The sequence below is a fragment of the Chryseobacterium sp. FH2 genome (assembly GCF_001045455.1).
GTDB lineage: Bacteria > Bacteroidota > Bacteroidia > Flavobacteriales > Weeksellaceae > Chryseobacterium.
The window spans coordinates 1-24,569 of sequence record NZ_LFNE01000008.1 but is presented as its reverse complement, the minus strand read 5'-3'; the positions used below and the strand labels follow the sequence as shown (position 1 = coordinate 24,569).

19 protein-coding genes are annotated in these 24,569 nt (G+C 35.1%); 2 read left to right on the top strand and 17 right to left on the bottom strand.

Annotated features, from left to right (window positions below; all coding sequences use genetic code 11):
- Nucleotides 1-15 precede the first annotated feature (15 nt).
- The gene (locus tag ACM39_RS13135) at nucleotides 16-564 is read right to left on the bottom strand and encodes a CopD family protein (protein WP_048511507.1); all 549 of its coding nucleotides are present in this window, start codon (nucleotides 562-564) and stop codon (nucleotides 16-18) included.
- Nucleotides 565-790: 226 nt separating this feature from the next.
- Nucleotides 791-1,987, bottom strand: a complete 1,197-nt coding sequence (gene kbl, locus ACM39_RS13130) for a glycine C-acetyltransferase (protein WP_048511506.1) — start codon at nucleotides 1,985-1,987, stop codon at nucleotides 791-793.
- A gap of 162 nt (nucleotides 1,988-2,149) precedes the next feature.
- On the opposite strand from kbl, the gene ACM39_RS13125 reads away from it, so the two are divergent.
- Nucleotides 2,150-3,028, top strand: a complete 879-nt coding sequence (locus ACM39_RS13125; RefSeq protein WP_048511505.1) for a cupin-like domain-containing protein — start codon at nucleotides 2,150-2,152, stop codon at nucleotides 3,026-3,028.
- Between the two features lie 147 nt (nucleotides 3,029-3,175).
- Here the strand turns inward: ACM39_RS13125 and ACM39_RS13120 are convergent, their stop codons facing one another.
- The 8 genes from ACM39_RS13120 to ACM39_RS13085 all read right to left on the bottom strand — a co-directional run bounded on the left by ACM39_RS13120 (nucleotide 3,176) and on the right by ACM39_RS13085 (nucleotide 12,961).
- A complete protein-coding gene (locus ACM39_RS13120) occupies nucleotides 3,176-5,107 on the bottom strand; it encodes a M1 family metallopeptidase (protein ID WP_048511504.1) in 1,932 nt (643 codons plus the stop codon).
- A gap of 80 nt (nucleotides 5,108-5,187) precedes the next feature.
- Nucleotides 5,188-6,660 (bottom strand): D-alanyl-D-alanine carboxypeptidase/D-alanyl-D-alanine-endopeptidase, encoded by a 1,473-nt coding sequence (gene dacB / locus ACM39_RS13115; protein WP_048511503.1) that lies wholly within the window; start codon nucleotides 6,658-6,660, stop codon nucleotides 5,188-5,190.
- Nucleotides 6,661-6,818: 158 nt separating this feature from the next.
- Nucleotides 6,819-9,266: a primosomal protein N' gene (priA, locus tag ACM39_RS13110; RefSeq protein WP_048511502.1), complete on the bottom strand. Its 2,448-nt coding sequence runs from the start codon at nucleotides 9,264-9,266 to the stop codon at nucleotides 6,819-6,821.
- 362 nt (nucleotides 9,267-9,628) lie between these two features.
- Nucleotides 9,629-10,057: a hypothetical protein gene (locus tag ACM39_RS13105; RefSeq protein ID WP_131701457.1), complete on the bottom strand. Its 429-nt coding sequence runs from the start codon at nucleotides 10,055-10,057 to the stop codon at nucleotides 9,629-9,631.
- 195 nt (nucleotides 10,058-10,252) lie between these two features.
- A complete protein-coding gene (locus ACM39_RS13100; RefSeq protein ID WP_131701456.1) occupies nucleotides 10,253-10,747 on the bottom strand; it encodes a hypothetical protein in 495 nt (164 codons plus the stop codon).
- Complete coding sequence (locus ACM39_RS13095; protein ID WP_048511499.1) at nucleotides 10,747-11,283, bottom strand: RNA 2'-phosphotransferase; 537 nt, start codon at nucleotides 11,281-11,283, stop codon at nucleotides 10,747-10,749. Before ACM39_RS13095 ends, ACM39_RS13100 begins: the two co-directional genes overlap by 1 nt.
- Entirely contained in the window at nucleotides 11,283-12,560 is a 1,278-nt protein-coding gene (locus ACM39_RS13090) for an RHS repeat-associated core domain-containing protein (protein WP_048511498.1), read from the bottom strand. The genes ACM39_RS13095 and ACM39_RS13090 overlap by 1 nt, the downstream gene beginning before the upstream one ends.
- 62 nt (nucleotides 12,561-12,622) lie before the next feature.
- The gene (locus ACM39_RS13085; protein WP_048511497.1) at nucleotides 12,623-12,961 is read right to left on the bottom strand and encodes a DUF2947 family protein; all 339 of its coding nucleotides are present in this window, start codon (nucleotides 12,959-12,961) and stop codon (nucleotides 12,623-12,625) included.
- A 24-nt stretch (nucleotides 12,962-12,985) separates the two neighbouring features.
- Here ACM39_RS13085 and ACM39_RS13080 point away from each other — a divergent pair, with 24 nt between their 5' ends.
- Nucleotides 12,986-13,441, top strand: coding sequence for a helix-turn-helix domain-containing protein (locus ACM39_RS13080; RefSeq protein WP_228377113.1), 456 nt, complete (start codon nucleotides 12,986-12,988; stop codon nucleotides 13,439-13,441).
- Between the two features lie 949 nt (nucleotides 13,442-14,390).
- Here the strand turns inward: ACM39_RS13080 and ACM39_RS13070 are convergent.
- The 7 genes from ACM39_RS13070 to ACM39_RS13040 form a co-directional block, all read right to left on the bottom strand.
- On the bottom strand, nucleotides 14,391-14,957 hold the full coding sequence (locus tag ACM39_RS13070) for a hypothetical protein (protein ID WP_048511495.1): 567 nt from the start codon (nucleotides 14,955-14,957) through the stop codon (nucleotides 14,391-14,393).
- 116 nt (nucleotides 14,958-15,073) lie between these two features.
- The gene (locus ACM39_RS13065; protein ID WP_048511494.1) at nucleotides 15,074-15,661 is read right to left on the bottom strand and encodes a hypothetical protein; all 588 of its coding nucleotides are present in this window, start codon (nucleotides 15,659-15,661) and stop codon (nucleotides 15,074-15,076) included.
- A gap of 6 nt (nucleotides 15,662-15,667) precedes the next feature.
- Nucleotides 15,668-16,966 carry an RHS repeat-associated core domain-containing protein gene (locus ACM39_RS19570; RefSeq protein WP_048511493.1) on the bottom strand — a complete coding sequence of 433 codons (1,299 nt, stop codon included), beginning with the start codon at nucleotides 16,964-16,966 and terminating at the stop codon, nucleotides 15,668-15,670.
- Nucleotides 16,967-16,993: 27 nt separating this feature from the next.
- A complete protein-coding gene (locus ACM39_RS13055) occupies nucleotides 16,994-17,296 on the bottom strand; it encodes a hypothetical protein (RefSeq protein ID WP_048511492.1) in 303 nt (100 codons plus the stop codon).
- 469 nt (nucleotides 17,297-17,765) lie between these two features.
- The gene (locus tag ACM39_RS13050) at nucleotides 17,766-18,023 is read right to left on the bottom strand and encodes a hypothetical protein (protein WP_048511491.1); all 258 of its coding nucleotides are present in this window, start codon (nucleotides 18,021-18,023) and stop codon (nucleotides 17,766-17,768) included.
- Nucleotides 18,024-18,032: 9 nt separating this feature from the next.
- Nucleotides 18,033-21,671: a DUF6443 domain-containing protein gene (locus ACM39_RS13045; RefSeq protein WP_053073330.1), complete on the bottom strand. Its 3,639-nt coding sequence runs from the start codon at nucleotides 21,669-21,671 to the stop codon at nucleotides 18,033-18,035.
- A 6-nt stretch (nucleotides 21,672-21,677) separates the two neighbouring features.
- Nucleotides 21,678-24,482: an RHS repeat domain-containing protein gene (locus ACM39_RS13040; RefSeq protein ID WP_048511490.1), complete on the bottom strand. Its 2,805-nt coding sequence runs from the start codon at nucleotides 24,480-24,482 to the stop codon at nucleotides 21,678-21,680.
- Nucleotides 24,483-24,569 lie beyond the last annotated feature (87 nt).

Genomic DNA, 24,569 nt, shown 5'->3' with positions numbered 1-24,569 from the left:
AGCTGAAGCTTTTTATTATTTTCTTTTATTTTTATTAACCAATCTCACGGTCATCATGATTAAAAATACCAAAACGAAAAATCCTGTGATTAATTGCCACCAATATTCAATTACCGAAGATTTTAAAATCACCGTAAATACAACAAGAAACAAAATGAAGGTTGCAATTTCGTTTGCTTGTCTCAGTTTGATATTGGACACTTCAAGAGTACTTCCGTTGAGTTTTTTTAATTGTAAAACTTTTTTCCAGCACCAGTAATGGTACATGGCCAAACCGATAAGGAAAGTAAGTTTCAAATGAAACCAAGGCATTTTCATTAATCCGGTATTCAAAAAAATCATGATCAATCCACAAACCGCCATAATAATTCCTGCGGGAACTGTAATGATATTCCACAGCCTTCTCGCCATGAATATATATTGCTCCCGTAAAATCTTCTTTTTTTCTTCAGCAAAACCGTCAGTATCTTTATAGTAAACAAAAATTCTCACGAGATAAAAAATTCCCGCAAAATAGCTTACCATGAAGATAATGTGTAAAGCTTTTATTATCGTGTAAAGCATTCAGAAAAAATTATGTGCAAAGATAAGTTTTTATACATTCTTTAAAAATAAAATACTTTAATAAGGAAAATATAAGTTTATATAAAAAATGCTTCGACAGGCTCACCAGAACACTTTTAAATCAATTTGTTTTAATTAAAAAAATGTTCATAATTAAAATAGTAGTATTAGCGGTGTCCTGGTGAGCCTGTCGAAGCATCTCAATATTAATTTAAATTATAATCGATTAAGAAATCACACCAAGCTCTTTTCCTACTTTTTCAAAAGCAACAATAGCTTTATCCAAATGTTCTCTTGTATGTGCTGCAGAAAGCTGAACCCTGATTCTTGCCTTTCCTTTCGGAACAACCGGATAAAAGAAGCCAATTACATAGATTCCTTCATCCATAAGCTTTTCCGCCATTTTTTGAGCTAAAGGAGCATCGTAAAGCATTACCGGAACGATAGCAGCATCCCCATCAGGAATATCAAATCCTTTAGCCTTCATTTCAGTTCTGAAATATTCTGCATTTTCCATTACTTTATCACGAAGAGAAGTGTCTTCAGAAATCATATCCAATACTTTCAAAGCTGCCCCTACTATTCCCGGAGCTAGTGAATTTGAAAATAAATACGGACGAGAACGCTGTCTCAGCATATCAATGATCTCTTTTTTACCGGAAGTAAATCCTCCCAACGCACCACCAAGAGCTTTACCTAATGTAGAAGTTATGATGTCTACTCTTCCCATCACTCCGTTTGCTTCGTGAGTTCCACGCCCTGTTTTTCCGATGAAACCAGTTGCGTGAGAATCGTCAACCATCACCAAAGCATCATATTTATCCGCTAAATCACAAACTCCTTTCAGGTCTGCAACGATTCCGTCCATTGAGAAAACTCCATCTGTCACAATAATTTTGAAACGGTGATTTTTTTCAGAAGCCGCAATCAGCTGTGCTTCCAAATCTTCCATATTATTATTTTTGTAACGGTATCTTGCTGCTTTACAAAGACGAACACCATCAATAATTGAAGCATGATTTAATTCATCAGAAATGATAGCATCTTCTTCGGTAAACAAAGGTTCAAAAACGCCCCCGTTTGCGTCAAAACATGCTGCATAAAGAATAGTATCTTCAAGACCTAAAAATTCAGCAATCTTTTCTTCCAGTTGCTTGTGAATATCCTGAGTTCCACAGATAAAACGAACAGAAGACATTCCATAACCATGAGACTCTATCATATCCTGAGAAGCTTTCATCACTTCCGGATTGTTTGATAATCCCAAATAATTGTTGGCACAAAAATTTAAAAGTTTTTTTCCATTGGCTTCTATTTCTGCACTTTGCTGAGAAGTAATAATTCTTTCTCTTTTGTAAAGCCCGTCGTTCTCAATATTTTGAAGTTCGTTCTGTAAATTTTCAAGATACTTTTTAGAGATCATTTTAAGTAATTTTTTAGATGCGCTAATTTAGTAAAAAGGCGGTAAAGTATATACTTTTATGATTTTTATTCTACATGTTTAAATAAAATCATACTATTTTCCGTTATTAGTCTATAATTTTAGTAGACTAATCATTATATTTGTTACATTAAATCCAGGAAAATGAGATTATCACCAGTACAAAAACTTAAAAACATATCAGCCAAAGATTTCTTACATATTTACATGAAGCCTGCAAAACCGGTTATTTTAAAAGATTTTGTAGACCCGGAAAGTCCCGCTTTCACAAAATGGAACTATGAATATTTTAAAGAAATTGCAGGCGAATATAAAGTCAACATTTACGGAAGTGAAATCGAATCATTAGACAGAGTGGCAAGCAAACCTATCGGACAAAGCACATTCTCAAAATATCTCGATTTGATAACTTCCTCTCCTACTGAACACAGACTTTTTTTATTCAATTTATTAAGTATAAAACCGGAATTAAAAAATGATCTTTATTATAACGATGTCACAAAAGGAAAAATTATAAAATGGCTACCGTTTATGTTTTTCGGCGGCAAGGGCTCAATTACGCGAAATCATGTTGATATTGATATGTCACACGTTTTTATTACACAATTTCAAGGTATTAAAAGAATCTGGTTATTTCCTTGGGAACAGTCTGATTTGATGTATAAACTTCCTTATAATTTTCACAGTTTAGCCAACATTAAAGAACCTGACTATAAAGAATTTCCGGGACTGAAATATTTAGATGGCTATGAAGCGGTTATAAACCCCGGTGAAACACTCTATATACCTTCCGGATGGTGGCATTACATTCAATATGAGACTGAAGGGTATTCTGTATCAGTCAGAGCTTTGCCCTCAAGTTTTCTAGAAAAATGGAGAGGCTTTAAAAATCTGGTGCTTATCAGGCATTTTGATAATATCATGAGAAATTTATTTAAGGAAAAATGGTTCAGTTTTAAAGTAAGAAAAGCAAAAAGAAAAGCTAACCGGGCGATTAAAAGACAAAAAAGTTTCCAAATCTGAAAAATTACATAATATTAACAATTAAAAACTGCTTCAAAATGGAATTACTTTATGCAATTATGTCAGCAGAACGATCACTGTTGTCATTCTATCCTATCTTATAACGTTTAATAAATCAGGCAGCTCAGTTGAGCTGCCTGATTTATTTTATCTTTTCAAAAACTTAATATTCTTATCATTAATTTTAAAAATATAAGTTCCCGGAATTAATTTTTGGATGTCAATTGGTTTTTCAGGCTGATAACTTCCTTTCTGAACCAATTTTCCATCTGTGAAATAAATTGTGTAATCCGTAGGTTTATTTATTCCTTTTAAATATAATTCATTCTTAGCAGGATTTGGATATAAAGCAAAATTATTAAGGCTAACATCTGCTGTACTCAATGTTGTGTCCTTCGTTACCGTAGAATTTCTTTCCAGCATTTGATATTCATAATTAAATTGAATATTTGCCACCGGAAACGAAACGGTTTCAGTAAAATACTGGTTATTTGTTGTATTATTCAGGGTCAGGTAAGCAACCTGTCCTCCTGTTCCATTTACTTTTATAGGTAAAGGCATTTCGAAAAAGCTGACTGTAGGACTGCTCTGCGTTTGGGACACTTTGAAAGTCAGATTTTGATTGGTTGGTGATTGAGTCCACCGGATATCATAAGTGGGATATCCTTCCCCATACACCCAATCATTGAAAAATTCTGTAAAGTCCTTTCCTGTCGACTGATATAAAGATGCCATGAAATCAGGAGTTTTAGCATAATTATAAGCCAAATCCGGTCTTGAATGATAATCCTTAATAGCTTGATAAAACGCAGTTTCACCCAAAACCCATTTAATCATTCTTAAAATATAAGCTCCTTTCGCGTAAGACAATCTGCCACTGAAAATAGCACTTTGATTTCCTAAATTCGCATCAGAAACATAGGTACTTCCTGTCGGAACCTGGGTAATATAATCTTTTTGATTAGCTAAATAAGCCATAAACTGCGCATTGGTCATCAATAATTTTTCCTGGGCCAGATGCTCACCAAATGTTGCAAAACCTTCATTCAGCCATATATCATTCCAACCTCCGCAGGTTACTTTATCTCCAAACCATTGGTGTGCCAGCTCATGAGCAATCACATATTTATCCCAACCGCTCATTGAAGACATAGTCTGATGCTCCATACAAACCCCGTTGTAATGAAATTCCATATGCCCATATTTTTCATTTCTAAAAGGATATGTTCCAAAGTACGTTTCAAAAACCTGCATAATGTCATTCGTCCAATTAATATTAGACATAATTGTTGCATTATTATAAGTTGTAGGATAAACGTAATTCACAAAAGGAAAAGGTGGATTTCCAACTGTGGTATTTACTTTAACAAAATTGGTAATTGATAATGCAACCAAATAAGCAGCCATAGGATATTGCGTTCTCCAAAACGTCAGCTTTTTATTAGCCGGAAGCGGAGTTTCTGACATAAATTTACCATTTGCGGCAACACTGTACTGATTGGGAGTCGTTATTTTAAAATCAAACCTGTCAATTTTATCATTCATGCTTTGTTTCGTAGGAAACCAATCTTGTGCTCCGTAAGGCTCATTTAAAGTTGCCAAAATAAAATCCCCGTTTTGTGAACCTGTCGAAAAAGCATCATTATTTGTAGCAGGCGGTCCGGAATAATTTATTGTCACGGAGTCCAAGACATTTGCAGGAAGAGAAGCCGGAAAATCAATTTTCACTTCTTTTGTAGAAAGCTGTTGAAAGGCAAGATTTGTTCCGTGATACTGAACCTGAGAAACGGTGAGAGTATTAGCCAAATCAAAGTAAATACTGCTCATACTCTGATTTGGCTTGAAGTGGGAAGTCACCGAACCTGAAATATTATAAACAGCAGGATCTAAACTTACATCCATCCTTTGGTACTGCAAATCGTAATTTAGTGTATTAGGATTGACATTATAAGTTGTCATTTTATTGGCAAAAGATTTCATTTCTTTTGCAATCATTCCTTTTCTTTCAAGATTTTCATTCTGAGAATAAAGCTGATGAAAAACTAAAACGGACAAAACTAAAAAGTAGAATTTTCTCATATTCAGAATATTGTATAATCAAAGATAAAAAAAACCTTCTAATCATTGATTAAAAGGTTTTTATAATATTAAATAAATTTCTAAAGGTCTAAAGCCGGCTCGAGAATTTTTTCCATTCTCTTCTTCACCATATCTACAGAACCTGCATAATTATTAACCATCAAAGAAAAAACTAATGTTTTCCCTGAGTTTGTTTTCATATACCCTGCTAAAGTTTTCACTTTATTTAAAGTTCCTGTTTTAGCAAAAACCTGCCCGTTTCCTGTTCCGATAAACATTCTTTTTAAGGTTCCGGACTGTCCGCCTACCGGTAGTGAACTAAAATATGTTTTGTAATATTTTTCATCCATCAGAGCCGTTAAAAACTTAGCCTGAGAAATTGGAGTCACATTATTACTTCTTGAAAGCCCGCTTCCGTCCATATAATTTAAACCAATCATATCAAAACCCTGATTTTTCAGGTGCTCAGTTACGACCTTTCTACCAGATTCAGATGTTTGGTCTCCCAGACTTTGAAACCCTACAGTTTTTAGCAAAGATTCTGCTAAAGAGTTATCACTGTGCTGATTGGTATAATAAATAATATCCCCTAAAGTAGGAGACTTATACGCTGAAACCAATTTTCTGGTTTCAGGAGTGGCATCCGTAGTTCTGGGTGTTACTTTTCCTGTAACTGCTACTCCGCTCTTTACCAAAGTTGTTCTGAAAGTATTAGCTAAAAAAGCAGGCGCATCGGGCAATTTTGTAGTTAAAACTCCTGCTCCGTCATATTTATCGGCATATACCATCTGGTTATTGTAAGGAGAAACGTAAAAATACTTCTTTTCTGCTGAGAAACTGCTTCCTTTTTTTACAATCAGTTTTTCATTAGCTGGATTTATCTCATGCGTTGTACCAACCGGTAAATAATAATTATTGTTTTCCAACCAAACAACATTTTCCGGAAGCTTCGAAATATTACCTTTGAAAAGCGCTGTCTGAATTATAATATCACCATTTACCTTTTTGATTCCCTCACGAGAAATTCCGCTTATGAAGTCTGAAACGATATCTCTGTATGGTGATGCTCCTGCCTTATTTGTACCCAAAGAGGGATCGCCGCTTCCTACAATATACAGATTTCCGTTTAAAACTCCATTTTCATCGATACTTCCTGAGTATTCCAGCTGAGTCATCCAACGATAATTTTCACCTAACAGGTTCATTGCTGTTTCGGTAGTCAATAATTTCGTTGTAGAAGCAGGAACCAAGGGAGTATTTTCGTTATACGAAGAAATTACTTTCTTTGTTTTCGGATCATACACTACGAATCCCCAATTTGCGTTTTTCAGCACAGGATCCGCCATCATTGTGTTTACATTGATGTCTACAAGTTCTTTAGCCGACAAAATAGTTTTTTCTACCATCGATGTGATGGGAGAAGGTAAGTTTAAACTGCTCTTTTGATTGTCGTAAGCCTGAGAATATAGAACTGTAGAAACAGTAGACTGGGCAAGAAAAAATCCTGAAGCCAGTACCGCAACGCTTGAAATATACTTTCTGAAATTTACCATCTATTTTTCATTTTGTTATATTTTGATACCTTAAAAATCAATTGGTTAAATCAATAGTTAAAGCACCAAACATATAATCAACGGTCAAATGTAGAAAATATTGCTATAAGTAGGTTCAAAGCATTGTTATAAAACCCTATAAAGTTTGTTAAAAATTGTTAAAAATCAACAAAAATGTCTTTTTTAATACTTTGATAAGCAGTAATTTCGTCAAATTCTTTTAGACTTATTAAAACCAGCTTCTTATATTCCTCATACTTTTTACCCCGTGGAAGTTTAAGCATAATCTGAAACTGATATAAATTATTAAGCCTGGCAATCTGGCCTTTTTCGGGCCCTAAAACACAATCTTCAGGAAGATATTTTCTTAAAACCGAGCCCAAAAACTGGGAAGCCCGATTTACTTTGTCTTCTTTTCTGTGTTTCATTTCGATCATGATTAATTTCGTAAAAGGAGGATAATGAAATTTTTGTCTCTCAGTGAGAATATATTTGTAAACTTTTGCAGGATCATTCATTTTAATCAGCTGAAAAACGGAATGATCAGGGTTAAAAGTCTGAATTAAAATTCTTCCTTTTCCCGAAACCCTCCCCGCTCTTCCGGAAACCTGAGTAATCAACTGATATGCTCTTTCTTCCGCTCTGAAATCCTGAACATACAGCATAGAATCCGCTTTTGGAATAGCAACCAATTCAATATAATCAAAGTCTAACCCTTTGGAAATCATTTGAGTTCCGACAATAATATCCGTTTCCCTATCCTCTATTTTTTCATATAATTTTTCGTAGGCAAATTTCTTTCGCATAGAGTCTACATCCATCCTGTCAACCTCACTATCGGGAAATAATTTTGAAACTTCCTCATGAATTTGCTCAACTCCAACTCCTCTTTCATTCAGGTTTTCAGAATGACATTTTGGGCACGTTCTGGGTTTGGAAGCTCTTTGACCACAATAATGGCATTTCATTTCGTTGGCCGCCTTATGATACGTCATTACAACATCACAATTGGAACAGTAATTTACATATCCACAAGTCTCACATTCAATTACATTGGCATAGCCACGGCGGTTGTGAAGAACAATTACCTGATTTTTTTCGTCTAAATTTTTTTTGATTTCATCAATTAATTTTAAAGAAAAATTTCCGGAAACTTTTTTGGAATCCTGAGCTTCTTTAAAATTAATCAACTCATATTCCGGCAATTTTACATTACCAAAACGTTCTTCAAGGAAAATGTATTTTATTCTTCCTTTTCTCGCATTATAATAGCTTTCAACAGAAGGTGTTGCAGAACCTAAAATCACTTTAGCATCATAAAAACCACCTAAAACTAACGCAGAATCTTTCGCATTAAAATAAGGTGAAACTTCCCTTGGCCTGTAAGCAGAATCATGCTCCTCATCCACAATAATTAATCCTAAATTCCGGAAAGGTAAAAACAAAGCATTACGAGTTGCAATGAGGATCTTTATGTCATTTTGCCTGATTCTTCTCCAAACTTCCACTCGCTCAAAATCAGTCAGCTTCTGATGATAAAAACCAAGCTGCCTACCATATTTTTTTTCCAGTCTTTGGGTAATTTGTTTTGTCAACGAAATTTCAGGAAGTAAAAAAAGTACATTTTTATCGCCTTTGATACATTCCTCGATCTTCTCTAAATAAATGTGCGTTTTTCCGGATGAAGTTACCCCGTGAATCAGGACATTTTGTCCTTCTTTAAAAGCTTCATCCACTTCTTTTTTTGCAATTTTTTGAGCTTCAGAAAGTTCTTCTATCCTTTCAATATCGCCATTATAACTTTCAATTCTGTCTTTTTGCATGTAATATTCTTCAACAAGATTTTTATCTGCTAAAGATTTAAAATGTGAACCTGCAAAATATCCATCTTCAAACAAATCTGACTTTTTTAGATGTAAGTCGGGATTTTCCGTCTGTTTTTCTAAAATATGAAGAAAAAGATCTTTCTGTTTTGGGGCTTTATTTAATTTTAAAAGAATCTCTGTAAGATTTTGATTGTTTAAAACTTTATCATTAATCTTTACATAAGCCACCTCTTTTGCTTTATATTTCTCAGCAATTTTTTCATCAATTTCAATATACTGTAAGTCAATTAATGAATTAATAGTTTTGATAATATCTTTTTTGGGAATGAAAGCTTCAATATCTGTAAGGTTAATCAACTGCCGAATTTCCAGAGCCTGAACAAGATACATTTCGTTGACATCCAGGTTTTCAAAATCGATTGTTACATTAGGCTTTAATTTCAAATACGTTTCACTTTCCAGTTTTAAGGAAGACGGAAACGCAAAACGGTAAATTTCCCCCAAACCACACAAATAATAGTCGGAAAGCCAATTCCAGAAGTTAATCTGCTCTTGCGGAACGATGGGTTTATCATCCAAAATACTGATTACTTCTTTCGCAACAAAATTTTCCGGAATATTGTCATGAAGTTCAAAAACAATTCCCGTATAAATTTTCTTTCCGCCAAATGGAACTAAAACCCTCATCCCCATCTGAATTTCAGGCATCAATTCTTCCGGAACCCTGTATGTAAAAGAACCTTTTAAATTTAACGGTAAAACAATTTGAGCATATTGCAAAGGAAATATTTAAAGTGTAAAATTAGATTTTTCTTTAGAGAACTGCAATATCTGTTAATATTAAAGTTTATTTATAAGCTTTTTAACTTCTCACAAGGATAAAAATTGAAAATTTACTGATGTGCTGATGGAAGATAAAGCCACCGAATTTGGTGGCTATTAATTATCATGTGAATAATTGAAATACGGCGAGAAGGATATAACTAACATTTTTAAAATTGTAGAAATAATACTCACAAAAAAGTTTAGAGACTTCTTTAATAAAAATGTAGCTGCATTATAAAACACAAAACCCACCGCAATTGCGGTGGGTTTTGTGTTATCCGCTCAAAGTTATAAACTTTGCGCAGCGGGGAAGCATTTTAATTAATTTCTAATCTATTAATTTCTTGAACTTCTATAAGCTTATTGCTATATTGTGTTCCAATAACTATATCTAATATGTCATGTGGTAGTTCTTTTAATTTCAATGGAGTTTTTGGACTAGCAACTAAATGATAGTGAGGGTCTAAAAAATTATTTAGAATAACTTTATCAAAAGAATATAGTCCTTTTTTTGTCATAAATACATAGTCTTCTAAATATCTTTCATTAACTCCTGATGCTGATTTTTTACTTTTGATTAATATATTATTTAATTCTGGACTAATAACAGCTTCTGATATTTCTGGTAAGTTTCTAAAATAACGTGCTAATATTTGACGTTTTTCTTCGGATTCAGCTACTGAATCGGGTAACTTTCCACCACCAGAAGCCATAAATCCCACATATTCACCATCCGTAAAAACCAATCCATATCCATTGTTTCTTGTTCTATTTCTGTATACATATATTATTTTCCAAAAGTTGCTTTGTATCTAAAAAACGTTTTAAAGAGTATCTACAAAAAAATATTGCAGCACTATAACAAAAGTCTCGCATTTTGTGAGGCTTTTTCATTTTTATTTGTCATATCAATATTATATAGACACTAAGGGACTTGAAAGTTAAAAATGCTTTACTGATAATTCATTGAGCATTACTTTAATTTGATTGTAAAGAGGTATATTTTCTTCCCTAATCTCAAAATCTTGGGCAACACATTCAAACATATTATCGTGAAAAGTTAATATAAAATGTTTATACTTTTTCCATCTTTCAGGATTATATTCCGAGTGTACATTTTCTATTTCCTGTAATGATTTAATAAGGTCTGAGTTTCTAAGTTCATAGAATGAATAGGATTGTAATCCAAGCTTACTATATGGATGACCTTGTATTGTTTCTTCTCCAGGTAATCCAAATGTGTATTTCAAATACATCTTAAATTTTAATGCAAAAACACCTGTATCATATACTGTATTGCGTACTTGTGGAATGGTAGATGAACCTTCTTTATCTGCATAAAAAGCAACAAAAAGTTCAGTATCATTTGATAATATTGTCGGAGATGGTGAACCAAAATCCATTTCAAAAAGACCTTTTATTTCTATTAATTCCATTAATTCATTATATATTTTGTAGGTATTGGGTCTGATAGCCAAATACCATTTTCTTCTTTATAAAATTGCACATCATTTAGAAATGCTTCTTTAGCATTTACTTTTAGAATTACTAATTTACCATCCTTTCGGCTTCCTACTACTCCCGCTGTCCTTTCATCTAATGATAGGTGAACATATTGTCTATCCATTGGGAGTAACCCTTTTTCCATTATACTATTTAAACTGCTTTGTATTGTACCGTGATATAAAAAATCAGGTGGTTCTGCTGAATTTTTTAAAATTCTTTTTTTTGTACTATGACCATAAAATGCCCTAATCTTTCCATCTAATATTTGATGTCTTTTTTTGGGGGATTGCTCTATCATTGTAATGATTAAGTTTTCATCTACTCTTATTCCCTTAGTGTTCAGAGCAAAAACTAAATCAGAAAGCAAAACCCAACCTTGATTATCTAACTCTAGATTATAAAACTGTGGCTCATGTCTTAGGGCATGAGATACAGTTTTGCTTAATTGTTCAAAATTCGTTTCCACTAATGAGAAAGTATTAATTGTGTCCCCGATTGTCGTATGGTATTGGTCCCATTAATTAGACCATTACGGCTTAATTGGCCCGTTAACATATTTTCAAAAGAAGAAACACCAGTTTTATTTACCACATTCCAAGCACTTCTTGGAACTCCTGCACGCATTAATGCAGCTGAAGAACGTGTATTCAATATAAAGGTTTGACCATCTCTTACAACTACATTTATCGGTACTGCTTTCGTAGATAATGTACCATTTCCTAACGCTGCTGCTACATCATCAACTGTTTGACCTGCAAACTTTCCACCTGAACTAAATGTACCACTAAATGTTTTTTGTGCCCAAACAGCACCCTCTGCACTTACTACATTTCTAGCAAGTATACTCCTTATAGCATTCCCAGTACCACCGGTGAAAGCCATTAATGCAGCTTCCTGAACCATTGGATGCTCAGCAACCAGCATTTGTATATCCGTTTTTCCACGAGAATCGGGAATCGGTCCTATCGTTGCTGCATTCGGGTCATTTGAATTCCCAAAAGCTAAGGCACTCATTAATGGAGCATTATCTCCACCTTGGATTAATGGGTCAAGATTTGTCCCGACTCCAATATCTGTTATATTAAAAGAAGTATTTGTAAATGAAGCATCCGGATTTAAGTTCACATACGACCCGTTTGCTGCTGAATAAGTCCCGCTTTTACCCAAATAGGTTTCATTAGCTCCAGCCATTGATTGACCTCTAGCATCATTATTCCAGTAAACCTGATTAGTCTGTCTATTATGCACCCAATCTTCATTCTGCCTTCCATCCGGATCAATAAATCTAATTGGATTATTGTAAGCGTAAGTGTAGGTTGACCAACGACGAGAAGTTTCCGCCAGCGGATCCACCACACCCCATCTCCCAATATCCGGCATATAGAAACGTGCCCCATAATCATACATTCCCGTCTCCTGCAGCTCCTTCCCATTATACTTATAATTAAAATAACTTCCCAGCTGTGCGTGACTTGTTCCGCCTATGTGGTTTAATCCGAACGGATAATAATTGTTGGTATCCGTGGTATCCGTGGTTTCCAGAACGCCTTCGCTGTTTTTTCCAAAACTTACCTTTGCATTTCCCAGCTGGTCTCTGTACTGGTAAATATAACGGTTTTCCGTGAAACTGTAAAATCCTTCTGCTGTAGGTACAAAATCAAGGTTCCATTGCGGGGGGGTGGGCAGGGGATCAAATGTTTTGAAAGCCTGCTGCTCGAAAGCGACTTCTGTTTTACACCACAAACACGTAGAGGATTCGCGATAAGTATATTGAAAACCATCCAGGTAATCTGTTATGTTTTTCGTTACAGGAGAACCTTTATCTCATAACTAGTTTTAATAACCGTTTCTTTATTAATACAAAAAAATATTAATTCTTCTTTATCCCAATTTAGTATTGAAGTTAAAAAATTTTGTAAGCCTGGAATATCATCAGTATCATAATATTGTCTCCAATCTCCAACATTTTTTGAATTAAAAATTATTTGATTATTATCATTTAATTTAAAAAAATTGTTTGCTACTTTATCAATGTATGACCACCATAGTTTTGAACTTTCACTTTTATCTAACAAGTAAATGTCTTCAACATTATCATCAAAATATTCACTATAAAAAGTTTTTTTAATAATAGTACTATTCATTAATTAGGTTTTTTTAAAAAAAATATGACCTTTAAACTTAAACGTTCTTTGATTGCGGAGATTTCCATAGATGAAATTTTTGAAAAAAGTTTTTCACTACATATTTTTCTAATTCCTTTATTAACTGTTGTTTTTAATACATTTATGAAGTATATAGCATTTGGTAAGCGCCTTACAGAAGTAAGAAAAGATAAAAAGATGTCGCAGGACGAAGTGGGCAAACTTGTAGGTGTTCACGCTGCTGTCATCGGAAGATATGAACGTGAGGAAGTAAAACCGTCTATTGAGATGGCGACACAGCTTGCGGAAGTTTTAGAGATTTCTTTGGATTATCTCGTAGGTTCTACAGATGTTCTTTTGGAAAAAAGTATTGTTTCTAAAATCCTCGACATCCAAAAACTAAAAGAGAACGACAGACAACACGTCTTCGCTCTCCTTGATGCTTTCCTTAAACAAACTAAATTGCAAAGCATTATGTAACTAAAAGCCACTCATTGAGTGGCTTTGTTATTTTATTAATTGTTTCTAATTAGCGGAACAAAATAAAAATAGAATATAAATACCAGCAATGGTAAACAAAGTATGATATTCCAAAAGCTTTTCTTGTAAATCAAAAACTTTACAAAAAAATAAATTGACAATATAAATCCTATTACATTTAGCGGAAAACAAAAAAATATATATGTTCTCTTAGCTGTGCTACTGTATGTATAAACTATCCCAAAAACCTCTATTAATAGATAAATCGTAAAATTTATAACGAATATCACCAATGGAATGAATGCCTTCTTAGATATTTTTATTTTTCCCATTTATTACAAACGCATCAGTTAATCTATTTGATAAAGAAAAAATATACAACAAACCCAATTAATGGGATTGACAGCATTATATTTATTATATTGTTCTTGCTATAGAATACATTTTTGAATACAACAGTTAATGATAATAGCATCCCAATAAATATCACAGGTAACATAATGTAGCTGATTAATCTATTTGTGGGACTATAAGGGTATATTAGCTGTTCCACATTTATTAAATAATATTTAGCCATATTAACTAAAAAAATTATAAACGATATCATCGCCAGTACCCTGTCATTTATTTTTTCCATCCTATTTTTATATTAGGTAAGGCTTAATTTACTTTAGATAAACTCCTTTCAAGAAAAAGAAGTAGAATAATATTAATAATAAAGGCAGGCAGAGTAAAGAATAAATCAATTTACCTTTATTTAAAGTATTCTTTATGATAACAGCAAATGATATTAAAATACCTATTACATTTAAAGGAAATAAAATAAAAAAACTTATTTTTTTATTAAACGATGAATATGGCTTGATTAATTCTAGTACATCTATAAAGATAAATGCAGAAAAGTTTAACAAAAAAATTAAGAAAGATAAAATTGCAAAGTTTCTAATATTTATTTTTTCCATCCTACTCTGTTATAATTGTAACCATTAGTATACGCATTTCTGTCTGTTGTCGTATCAGGACCTTGACGTGATATATATTTACTATTTAATTCTGCGCCACTTTTCAAAACATCTAAAGGAGCCCCAATCATTTGGAAAGCTTTTCCAGTCATAAAATTACCTGCATCATAAACATTGTATAATGTATTACCGCCTTCAAATTTCACAAAGCCTCCAGCACCATCTGGCGGAGTAGATCCTCCTCCCTGTATAGGATTATACGCATTATCAGTTTTTTGAACCAAGGCAGACATATCGCCAGCAAAATCAAATTCTCCATTACCTAGTGAACCCATATACATCATCCAAGGTGTCATAAAAAATGATTGCTCTCCAAAAGCTTGTAGATATCTTGCAGTACTATTTATACCTCCAATTCCTAATTTATTGAAACTATCTGCCATATCCTGAGCTGAATATGGAGTAAATAATCTCACTTCTGCATCCTGCACTTCAAAGTCTGTCATTGTTCCTGCATAATCAACTAATGCCTGCAACGCCCCATAATCATACATCCCGTCTCCTGCAGCTCCTTGCCGTTGTACTTATACTGATAAGTAACCTCGCATTTTACAAGGTTTTTATCTTCAAAGGCACGAGCGAGACGCTCGCACCAACGGAGAGTATTTTACTAAACTTGAAGTATTGATAGTCTTTTATACAGCTCATTTTTAGATTTAGCTTTTTTAAATTTATCATTTTCTTCAAACTTAAATTGGAGGAGACGAAGTTGTTCTATGGTTATTCCAAATAAATTTTCTTTAAACTCCAAATAATCGTATTCTTCTAAATATAAAGAATCTAATGTATTAAGAAAAAATGTTAAACAATCTCTTTTAAACTTTTTTTCAATATTTTTATTATAAACTATCTCATCAAATAAATCTATCTCTAAGTATTTATAAGTAAACTCCAAAAATGAGTAAAAAGAAAAGGAATTAGTGAAGTTTTCCAGTAGTATTATCATGTCTTCATAACTAACTTTTTTCCATATTTCAGGAAGACACACAAATAACTGAACAGTATAAGTTGGATTAACTTTTTCAAGATTATATAATAAAAACTCTAAATAATTTGTTGATAAAATTTTCTCTAAATAACCGTTTTCTTCAATGAAAAATCTATCAATTGGAAAATATTCTATATTTTCATTTTTACAATTCTTAATTAATAAATCAGATATTTCTTTGACTTGAGGATCAATATATATTTTGTTCATAACTTTTTAATCAGCGGTGTACGCTTTTAATTTTGCTTTGCTTACATCAATCCCCATATTAGATAATATAGAAGGAAAGCTTTTAGCTTCTATCACAGATGGTTGGTAATGTCCTGATGCATTATTGATTTCCATAACCTGTCCTTTATATAGACGCAGTTGCCCTGCCGCTTGAACTTCGTTAGCTCCTCCCGATAAATAGTAATGTCCTGATCCAACTTTAAGTTCTCCTGACTCAGTAACAACAAAATCAAATCGTCCATTTGCTACAGATCTCCCACCTACAGAAATATTTCCATCACTTACACTGACTCCTAAACTTTGAAATGCCTCACCTGCTTGTGGAGCTGTACTTTTTGCACTTATTAAATTCGCTGATTCAGCTTCTGCGGCTGCACCACTTCTTGCTCCTTTTCCAGCTCCCGCAATTCTTCCAGCCCCCTCTGCTGCAAGTACCGCTAATCCTTGTGCCCCTAATGTTCCAGCAGCTTTTCCATCTCCATTAGCTGCTTTAAATGCATTTTTAACCATATCCGTTGTACCCATATGGGTCAAATTGGTTATTTTATCTGCGGCAGAACTATATCTACCAGCTTTTGCATCATTTATTGCTCCCCCTATCGTTATTCCAATTATTTTTCCTGGTCTTGCAGCCAATTGAGCACCACCTACAACTATATTTTGGGCTTCTTGTTTAAAGCCTGTCCAAGCATCCTTCCAATATTTGGCACAACATTGTTGAGCTTCCCTACCATCAGGATCGACAAACATGATGGGATTATCTAAAGCATAAGTATATGGTGAGAACCTCCTAGATTTCTCCGCAAGTGGGTCAACCACTCCCCATCTACCGATATCCGGCATATACATCCTCGCGCCATAATCATACATTCCCGTCTCCTGCAGCTCCTTCCCATTATACTTATAATTAAAATAACTTCCCAGCTGTGCGTGACCTGTTCCGCCTATGTGGTTTAGCCCGAATGGATAATAATTATTGGTATCCGTGGTTTCCAGAACGCCTTCGCTGTTTTTTCCAAAACTTACCCTTGCATTTCCCAGGTGGTCTCTGTACTGGTAAATATAACGGTTTTCCGTGAAACTGTAAAATCCTTCTGCTGTAGGTACAAAATCAAGGTCCCATTGCGGGATGGTGGGCAGGGGATCAAATGTTTTGAAAGCCTGCTGCTCGAAGGCGACTTCTGTTTTACACCACAAACACGTAGAGGATTCACGATAAGTATATTGAAAACCATCTAGGTAACCGATTTGTTTTAAATATTCCAACCCTACCAATTCGTTCATGTAGAACTGTAATTGTGTCTTTTTAAATCACGTAACTTCCATTGCTTCAAAACGATTAAATTCTCTGTATTCAAAAGCTTTCTTCAGCTTCTCAAAAAACTGTTGTAAACTTCCCTCCAGCTCGTCAACTTTCAACACAATGCTCTCAAACAGTACTTCTGTAGCCTGTTCTATATCTTCGATATCTGTAATTAAATAACCGTTTTTAACTTCTCTCTGATACTGATTGATAAAGGTAACCTGCTTTATTACCGCCTGATACGTTTCGTTAAGTCTCCTTATTTTATGAACTTTTTTAGGATGATTGAGTTTTGTTGCATAAGGATTCATAACCTCGTAATGTTTTAAATTTCTTATCGCTTTTTGTATAAAACTGATTGCCTTTTCCTGTTCGTTTCGGTCGGTTTCTCCTGCGTTCCTTTGGTTCTGATAATGGATGATGCTTCTACCGATGAACTCAAAGAGATTAACTCACTCGATAAATCCCTGATGGAAAAAGTAGCTCTTGTGGAAAGTCTTTCCGATGATGAAAAACAGACCATCTACACAATGCTCCATATTGAAAAACTTCTTTTAATTCGTCGACTGAAAAACCACTAGCTATACTCAATGCCTCCATAAAATTTTTATCTCCGGTCATTTTCGGCAAAACATTCTTCACAAAATCATAAAAAGCAGGATAATTTTTCTGATAAAATTCTTCCTGTCCTTTTGGAAACTGAAATGAAGGACTTTCCCCACCGCAAAGCGGTGGGTTCTTTATTATTGCTCACGGATTACAAATCTGCAGGCTCAGATACTATCCCTGCCAATTAAGATAATCATCTTCATTTTTTAAAGCACGTGGTAGGAATTCATTAGCAGTTTTATTAATATAATCCCATTCTTGATTAGTCAAAATGATATCTTTTCTAATAGGATAGATCTTAAATGATAATTCTTCATTATAAATTGATACTTCTAAAAATGGTGACGACTCATCATTAAAAAAAACTTCTAAGTAAGGATAATCCGAATTAATATCTCCTACTTCTTCTATTTTAATGTTATTTTTCATATAATTAATTTATTTTAACCCTCTAAAACCTATAAATACTCCATCTATACTCCAGCTTGCGGCATTGCCATTTGGTAATGTATAAGTAACCCAACCTTGAGGATAACGCCCTCCAGCACCTGTGGTTTTGACCCCATTACGCAAAATATCTTTTACCATATCTGCGCCTAATTTATTTATAGCATTTGGATTTCTAAATACCTTCATTAGAGCTTCAGTAGATTCAAATCCAAAATATTGAGGATGTTTAGTTACTGCACGACCAATATTCGTTAAACTTCCACCTTTAAAAAGTGATAATCCAGATTTGAATGCTTTTAAAATATTAAATGATCCAGCTGGTCCAATAGGGACATCTCCTGTTATTGGTTCTACCGAAGGATTAAAATAAGACTTTCCTTTATATTCAACAGAAGTACCAGGTTCAAGTTCAACCCAATTTCCATTTCTATATTGATAGCCAGTAAATCCTATAGAATACATTTGTCCATCCTTCGCTTTTTTAGGACATTTCGGACAGTCATTATTATCGTTATTATCCAGATCATTCAATCCAAATTTCGTAAAATCAAACTTCGAGAAATCAGGAGTATAAGCAGCATTCATAATATCCCTAAAGGCCTGTGTTTCCCCAAAAGTCTTAGGTTCCCTGATAAACCCGCTGCCATCCGCATGACTTCCTCTTCCTTCTCCTGTACCAGCGCCAATCCAGTTTTCTGCTGAACCAAATACAGAGCTTCCGCCACCTGCATAATACCACCATAAAGAACCCGCAGGGGCTCCATTTTCAGCATATCCGATAGGGGTTACGGCTTTCCTTCCGTCGGGGTCGATGAACATCACGGGGTTGTTCATGGCATAATGGTATGGTGAAAACCTTCTTGAAGTCTCTGCCAATGGGTCAATTACGCCCCATCTTCCCAAATCCGGCAGGTAAAATCTTGCTCCATAATCATACATTCCCGTTTCCTGGAGTTCCTTGCCGTTGTATTTATAGGAATAAAAACTTCCAAAATTAGAAGCGGCAGAACTTCCGATATGGTTCAGTCCCAGGGGATAGAAATTATTGGTATCTTTTATCTCAAGAACGCCTTCGCTGTTTTTTGCAAAACTTACCCTTGTATTTCCCAGGTGGTCTTTATACTGGTAAATATAACGGTTTTCCGTAAAACTGTAAAATCCTTCTGCTGTCGCCACAAAATCAAGTTTCCATTCAGCAAGGGCAGGAACGGGGAAATCTATGATTCCTTTATAAGCCTGGATTTCAAAAGCATTTTCCGTTCTGCATTCCAGGCAAATACCGCCTGTCCCGTTATCATTATAGGTATATTGAAAGCCATCCAGGTAATCCGTCATACGGGTAATTATGGCACCCATTCCCAAGTTTCTGTAATTTTTACGAAGCTTTGTGCCCCCGGCGCTGTAGAGGTAATCAATAGTTGAATTTGAAACCTGGCCTAAAGGATTTGTCTGGCTGATAGAAAACTGTCTGGGTAAGTTCAGCTCATTGTAGCTGATGGACTGAATGCCTTTATCAAGCATATCTGTCATATTCCCGTTCGCATCATAAGATATAAGATGGTTTCCTCCCTCGTAACCGCTCTCATTTAAAGCGTTTTCCTGAATTCTTGCTAAACGGTTTCCCACATAGTCATATACCAAATCATCTACGAGTGTTGCTGTATTTCCGGAAACAGGAAAAGCATTTCTTTTCAATGTTTTGATATTTCCATTAATGTCGTAAGAAATATTTTCATTGAAATTGTTGTTAAACGGTGTGCTGGAGTTGGGTTCGCTATAGACAGCATCTTTTAACCTGTTAAGGCCGTCATAAGTATACGTATATCTTTTCAGCACATCTTCATTGGCATTTTTCCAGTCGATTTCCGAGATGGTTCCGTTGTATTTTCCTGTCCCGACATTGGTGTATTGAGGGCTGGTATATTTTATTTCATACCCGAAAAGCTTCCCGTTGAGGTTGGCCGGGTCATTGATTTTGGTAAGGTTGCCCTGGATATTGTAGGTATAATCAATGCTTTGCAGCGGTGAGGAGGGGAAGGTTCCGCCTACTTTTTTATTTTTTATTTGGGAAAGCTCGTTGTATTCGTTCTGAGCCAGTATCTCAACAGGGTTGTTATCCACCTGGTGTTTATGTGCCAAAAGCCTGTTTCCGCTGTCATACTCAAAAGTCTGGGTAATGACTTTTTCAGTATCGGTATTGAGTCTTTTGTGGTAGGTTTTGCTCTGCTTTACCATTCCTGCAAAATCAAGCTCAGATTCTGTTTTGGTATATCCCCCCAGATGATTGACGGAGTAGGTTGCCACTGCCCTGGATTTTTCATCATACCAGATATAGCTTTTGGTCCAGTTGTCATCTTCCATGTTTTTAACAAAAGAAGCGGTAGGAAGGTTTTTGGTATTGACGGAGGCTTCCATATTGTCGCCGATGGTATTTTGTCCCAATACCTGTGCGGGCCTGGAAGGGGTTCCCTGCGGATAAGTATCATAATAATTGACCGTCAATACCTGTATTATGGAAGTAGGATAAGCGTTATTTCCATAATAAATATCCATTCCGCCTTTATTAAAGCCTGTCAGGTTTCTTTCTTCTGTTAATGGATTCCCTATGCCGGCATTATAATCAGCAGCATCCTGAACATCTTTTCTGGAATAGGTGGCCCCTATGCCTGCAATTCCCGTATAAATGACACGTGAAAATTTATCATACCTTGTGAATAGCCAGTTACCGGAAGGCTTCATATTGGCATCCTGAGAAAGAACCTGCCTGTCTGCCTTATCGTAAACAAAATATTCCCATCCTTTTCCGGGAAGCTTCTTTTCGACAAGCCTTCCGAGCCCGTCATAGCGGTATTGGTAACATAAGTTATCCAAAGCCGTCTGATGTACCGGGGCAGCAGAAGCTAAAGGCGGAATTACCACCACCAGCTGTCCGGATTCATTATAAACATAGTAGGTATCAATGTTTTGGGCTCCGTCGTTCTTTCTTACCAAAACGGTTTGCCCGTCAGCCGTTTTAAATTCGGCCGTCATGTTTCCGTCCCCGTCTGTCACGGTGTTTTTCATCAGCTGATTGGCTCCGTAGGTTCCGTTTTCCGTGAGTGTGGAGAAGGTGGCATTATCCTGCCAGGAAGTAGAAACGGTATATTTTTTTACTTCTCCTGCGAGGTTTGCACTGTAGGTAATATTTGCAGGATGTGACGCCCAGTCATTTCCCGGAGGCGTTACTTTTTTAACCCTGTTCAGCGGAGAGTTTTCCAACAGCTTTTCGGTGAATATTTTTTCGTTTCCGAAGATATTGGGGGCATTGCTCAAAGGGTCTGTATAAATAGCCCCGTTCTGGGTTCCGGGCTGCGGAACAGGAAAATATTCTTTTGTTGTTCTTCCGAATTCATCATATTGAATGGGAGTTGCCATATCTTTTCCCGATGGGGTTGCTTTAATGTCAACGACCTGCTTAGGCCTTCCCAAATCGTCAAAATATTGAACCTGTTCTGCTTTTTTTGTACAGGTTTCGTCAAGGCAGGTTTTGCTGTAGGTATAGTTTTCTGAAGAAGTTGCCTGTAATGCCTGAGCATAAGAATATCCTGCTACAAACAAAATATTGAATAACGATATTATTTTTTTCATCTGAAATTAGTGTTTATAATTATACTGATATTCCTTTAGGGTTTTGCCGTTGGCATCTGTGATTTTTACAAGCCTGTTGGCATTGTCATACAGATACGTGGTTTTCACCCCATTGGGCGAAATACTGTTGGTCATTCCAACTAAAGGGTCATAAGTATAGGTGGTAACGGAATAGTTCTTTAATACAGCATCTTTTCTCAGATTTTCCAGCGCCTGCAATAAAGAGGATTCACCGGCAGGATTATCGGCATCGGCATTTGAAGCATTAATCGCTGCTATTACTGTTTGCAGGCTGATAACCTGCTGATAAGCCAGCCCTTCAATCTTAGCAATCGGCTGGGTTTTATTGTATCCCCAAATGGTCGTCACCGGAACATTACTCTTATCCGAAACCTGTACAAGATTTCCTTTTTCATCATACTTATCAAGAGTTATTGCGGTTACCTGATTCTGATTTTGCATATCATAGCTCACAACAGATGACGGATATAGGTTTGAGGCATCATCATATTTTGTTTCTGCCTTACTTACAAGAGCACCGTTTACTTTTACCTCTGTCCGGAGCGGTATAGCAATCATATTAGCATTCGTAAGACGGATATTATCCAGGTCTGAAGCGTAATACATCTTTTTCTCCGTCACCTTTCCCTCAGACGTTGTTTCTTTTATTAAAGAAGGCTGAAAATTGTCGGCATTAAAAGATGTTTCTGTAGTATTCTGCAAACTGCTTCCGTTATCATAGTATGTTTTGGATATGGTTTTGGAAGATTTCATCCATGAAGTTTTAGATTTATAAGAGCCACAGATTAAATATTCGGGGACATTATTGATTTCCTCTAACACATATTCCATATTATCATCAGATATTAGCTGATTCTGCTGATTGAAAGTTTCTTTTTTGGTAAGGACTCCTGAAGTAACAATATTGTAATAAGGCTTATAAAAGAAATCTCCGCTTACTGAATAATCATTGGGAGTTTTAAAATAATATTTTGAATACCCGATATTTTCAGATTCCCCACCATAAGTTTCTTTTACATTGGTGTACAAAATAAAACTACTTACATAATCATCAAAATTACATACTTCATTGGTAAACTCCTGGCCGCTGGAATCATTGGGATTGGTAAATGAATCATAGCTGTAGCTTACAGATTTTTTAAGACTATTGGAAGAACTGTAATATTTGATATTGGCAATACGCGGGACTTCATTCTGGAAGCTGTTTTTATAAGGCGGCGACAGAGTGGCAATAGAATAAGCTTTAATAGAACCATCTCCATTACCGCTTATTTTAAGGGTATAAGTTCCCGGAGTCAGGTTGTAATATTTTACATCTGTACAATTGTTAGTATATGCATTTATTTCTGCTCCCGATGAGTTCAGCAGTTTATAGGTTGGCGGAATAATGATATCTCCGTGTGGATTTGATATAATATAAACATTTTCAGTTAATTGGGCCATAAAAAACCTCTTGGTACCTGTTACCTGAAATGTATAATCCCGAGTAACATTCGTATCGAAATTTGTGGTATTGGCAAGGTTTAAAAACTGTATTCTCGGATCAGTTATTTCATTATTATTAAGCTGAAGATAACTGTTATCATAATAAATCTCTCCTGCTTCAAAATTATATATCACGTATCCTCCCTCCGGTAATATCATTTTTTTAAGCAATCCAAGCGTAAAACTGCCGGGATTTTTATGATTACCACTCGGACACAGGAAGTTACCATATTCGGACGGGTTACCGGACGGGCTGTAATTTGTTTCTGAACCATATTGATCATATTCAAATGTTCTTGTTTCTATGACCTGCCCGTTTTTGTCCAGCTTTTTTACATCAGTTAATATCCTTTTGTCTTCATTGTTGTTCTTGGTCAGTGCATAACTATGAAAAGAGGAGTAAACTAACTTATATTTAGCGATAAGATGAGAAGCAGCATCTGATAACGAAACGGCGTTTAATTGATAGGGATCACCTTTTCCTGTCGTTTCCGAAAAATTACTATAGGTATACTCAAATGCAATTTTCCCGTATTGTGTAGATATGTTTTCTAATTTACAGTTCTGGTATAACAAAACTGTTGAATCTCCTTTATATTTACTGTTTTTCTGATAGCCAAAATTAGCAACAACAATATCATTTTCATCTATTATTTTGGTCAGGAAAAAAGCAGATTTATAATTAAATCCCTTGTAACCAATGTCATACCTGGAAATACTATAATCATCAAAAATATATTTAAAACCTTTATCATCCGTAATTTTGAAGGAATTAAGAATCAGTGTAGCATTGTTGGGATCTCTGGTATACTCAATCTTAATATTGTTTCCGGAAATATTATTTAGGCTAAAAGTATTGTTGATAGTATCTCTTACAAATTTAAATTTCCCGGAATTTCCCGGAATATCATAATAATAAATATCGTCAAACACATTTTTCTTATAATCAGATTTACTCGGGTCGGATAACGCTTCATCAACAGTATTATTAATGCCCCTGGAAATAACACCTCCCTTTAACAAAGACCATCCCAGACCTACTTCACTATCTGCTTTACTACCGATAGCATTGTAGGGGTGATAACTTAATACGACGGGAAGTGCTAAGTTTTGATTACCCGTGGATAGTGAAAACAAAGGAATTGAAATATTGGGAATTCCTGTAGATAATGAAATCGGGGTGTTTACATAAGAAGAAAATGAAGAAACTGATGGCATCGGTTCCGGAGTGTCACCGAAGTTTCTTTCAATCTGCGCTTTTCCTAACGCGAAAATCAAAATGGTGAGTAAAAATATTTTTTTCATAATTGTATTTATTTCTTAATCACTTTGGCATTTGCGGTTTTATTCTCCTCCGTTTTAATGGTCACCAGGTAAGCCCCCTGAATCAAA

Coding starts and splice junctions, on each gene's coding strand:
- ACM39_RS13055 (WP_048511492.1), bottom strand. CDS start 17,296: ATGAATCCTTATGCAACAAAACTCAATCATCCTAAAAAAGTTCATAAA.
- dacB (WP_048511503.1), bottom strand. CDS start 6,660: ATGGTAAATTTCAGAAAGTATATTTCAAGCGTTGCGGTACTGGCTTCA.
- ACM39_RS13125 (WP_048511505.1), top strand. CDS start 2,150: ATGAGATTATCACCAGTACAAAAACTTAAAAACATATCAGCCAAAGAT.
- ACM39_RS13040 (WP_048511490.1), bottom strand. CDS start 24,482: ATGAAAAAAATATTTTTACTCACCATTTTGATTTTCGCGTTAGGAAAA.
- ACM39_RS13085 (WP_048511497.1), bottom strand. CDS start 12,961: ATGAATAGTACTATTATTAAAAAAACTTTTTATAGTGAATATTTTGAT.
- kbl (WP_048511506.1), bottom strand. CDS start 1,987: ATGATCTCTAAAAAGTATCTTGAAAATTTACAGAACGAACTTCAAAAT.
- ACM39_RS13120 (WP_048511504.1), bottom strand. CDS start 5,107: ATGAGAAAATTCTACTTTTTAGTTTTGTCCGTTTTAGTTTTTCATCAG.
- ACM39_RS13045 (WP_053073330.1), bottom strand. CDS start 21,671: ATGAAAAAAATAATATCGTTATTCAATATTTTGTTTGTAGCAGGATAT.
- ACM39_RS13135 (WP_048511507.1), bottom strand. CDS start 564: ATGCTTTACACGATAATAAAAGCTTTACACATTATCTTCATGGTAAGC.
- ACM39_RS13100 (WP_131701456.1), bottom strand. CDS start 10,747: ATGGAATTAATAGAAATAAAAGGTCTTTTTGAAATGGATTTTGGTTCA.
- ACM39_RS13080 (WP_228377113.1), top strand. CDS start 12,986: ATGACCTTTAAACTTAAACGTTCTTTGATTGCGGAGATTTCCATAGAT.
- ACM39_RS19570 (WP_048511493.1), bottom strand. CDS start 16,966: ATGAACGAATTGGTAGGGTTGGAATATTTAAAACAAATCGGTTACCTA.
- ACM39_RS13065 (WP_048511494.1), bottom strand. CDS start 15,661: ATGAACAAAATATATATTGATCCTCAAGTCAAAGAAATATCTGATTTA.
- ACM39_RS13070 (WP_048511495.1), bottom strand. CDS start 14,957: ATGTATGATTATGGGGCGTTGCAGGCATTAGTTGATTATGCAGGAACA.
- ACM39_RS13050 (WP_048511491.1), bottom strand. CDS start 18,023: ATGAAAAATAACATTAAAATAGAAGAAGTAGGAGATATTAATTCGGAT.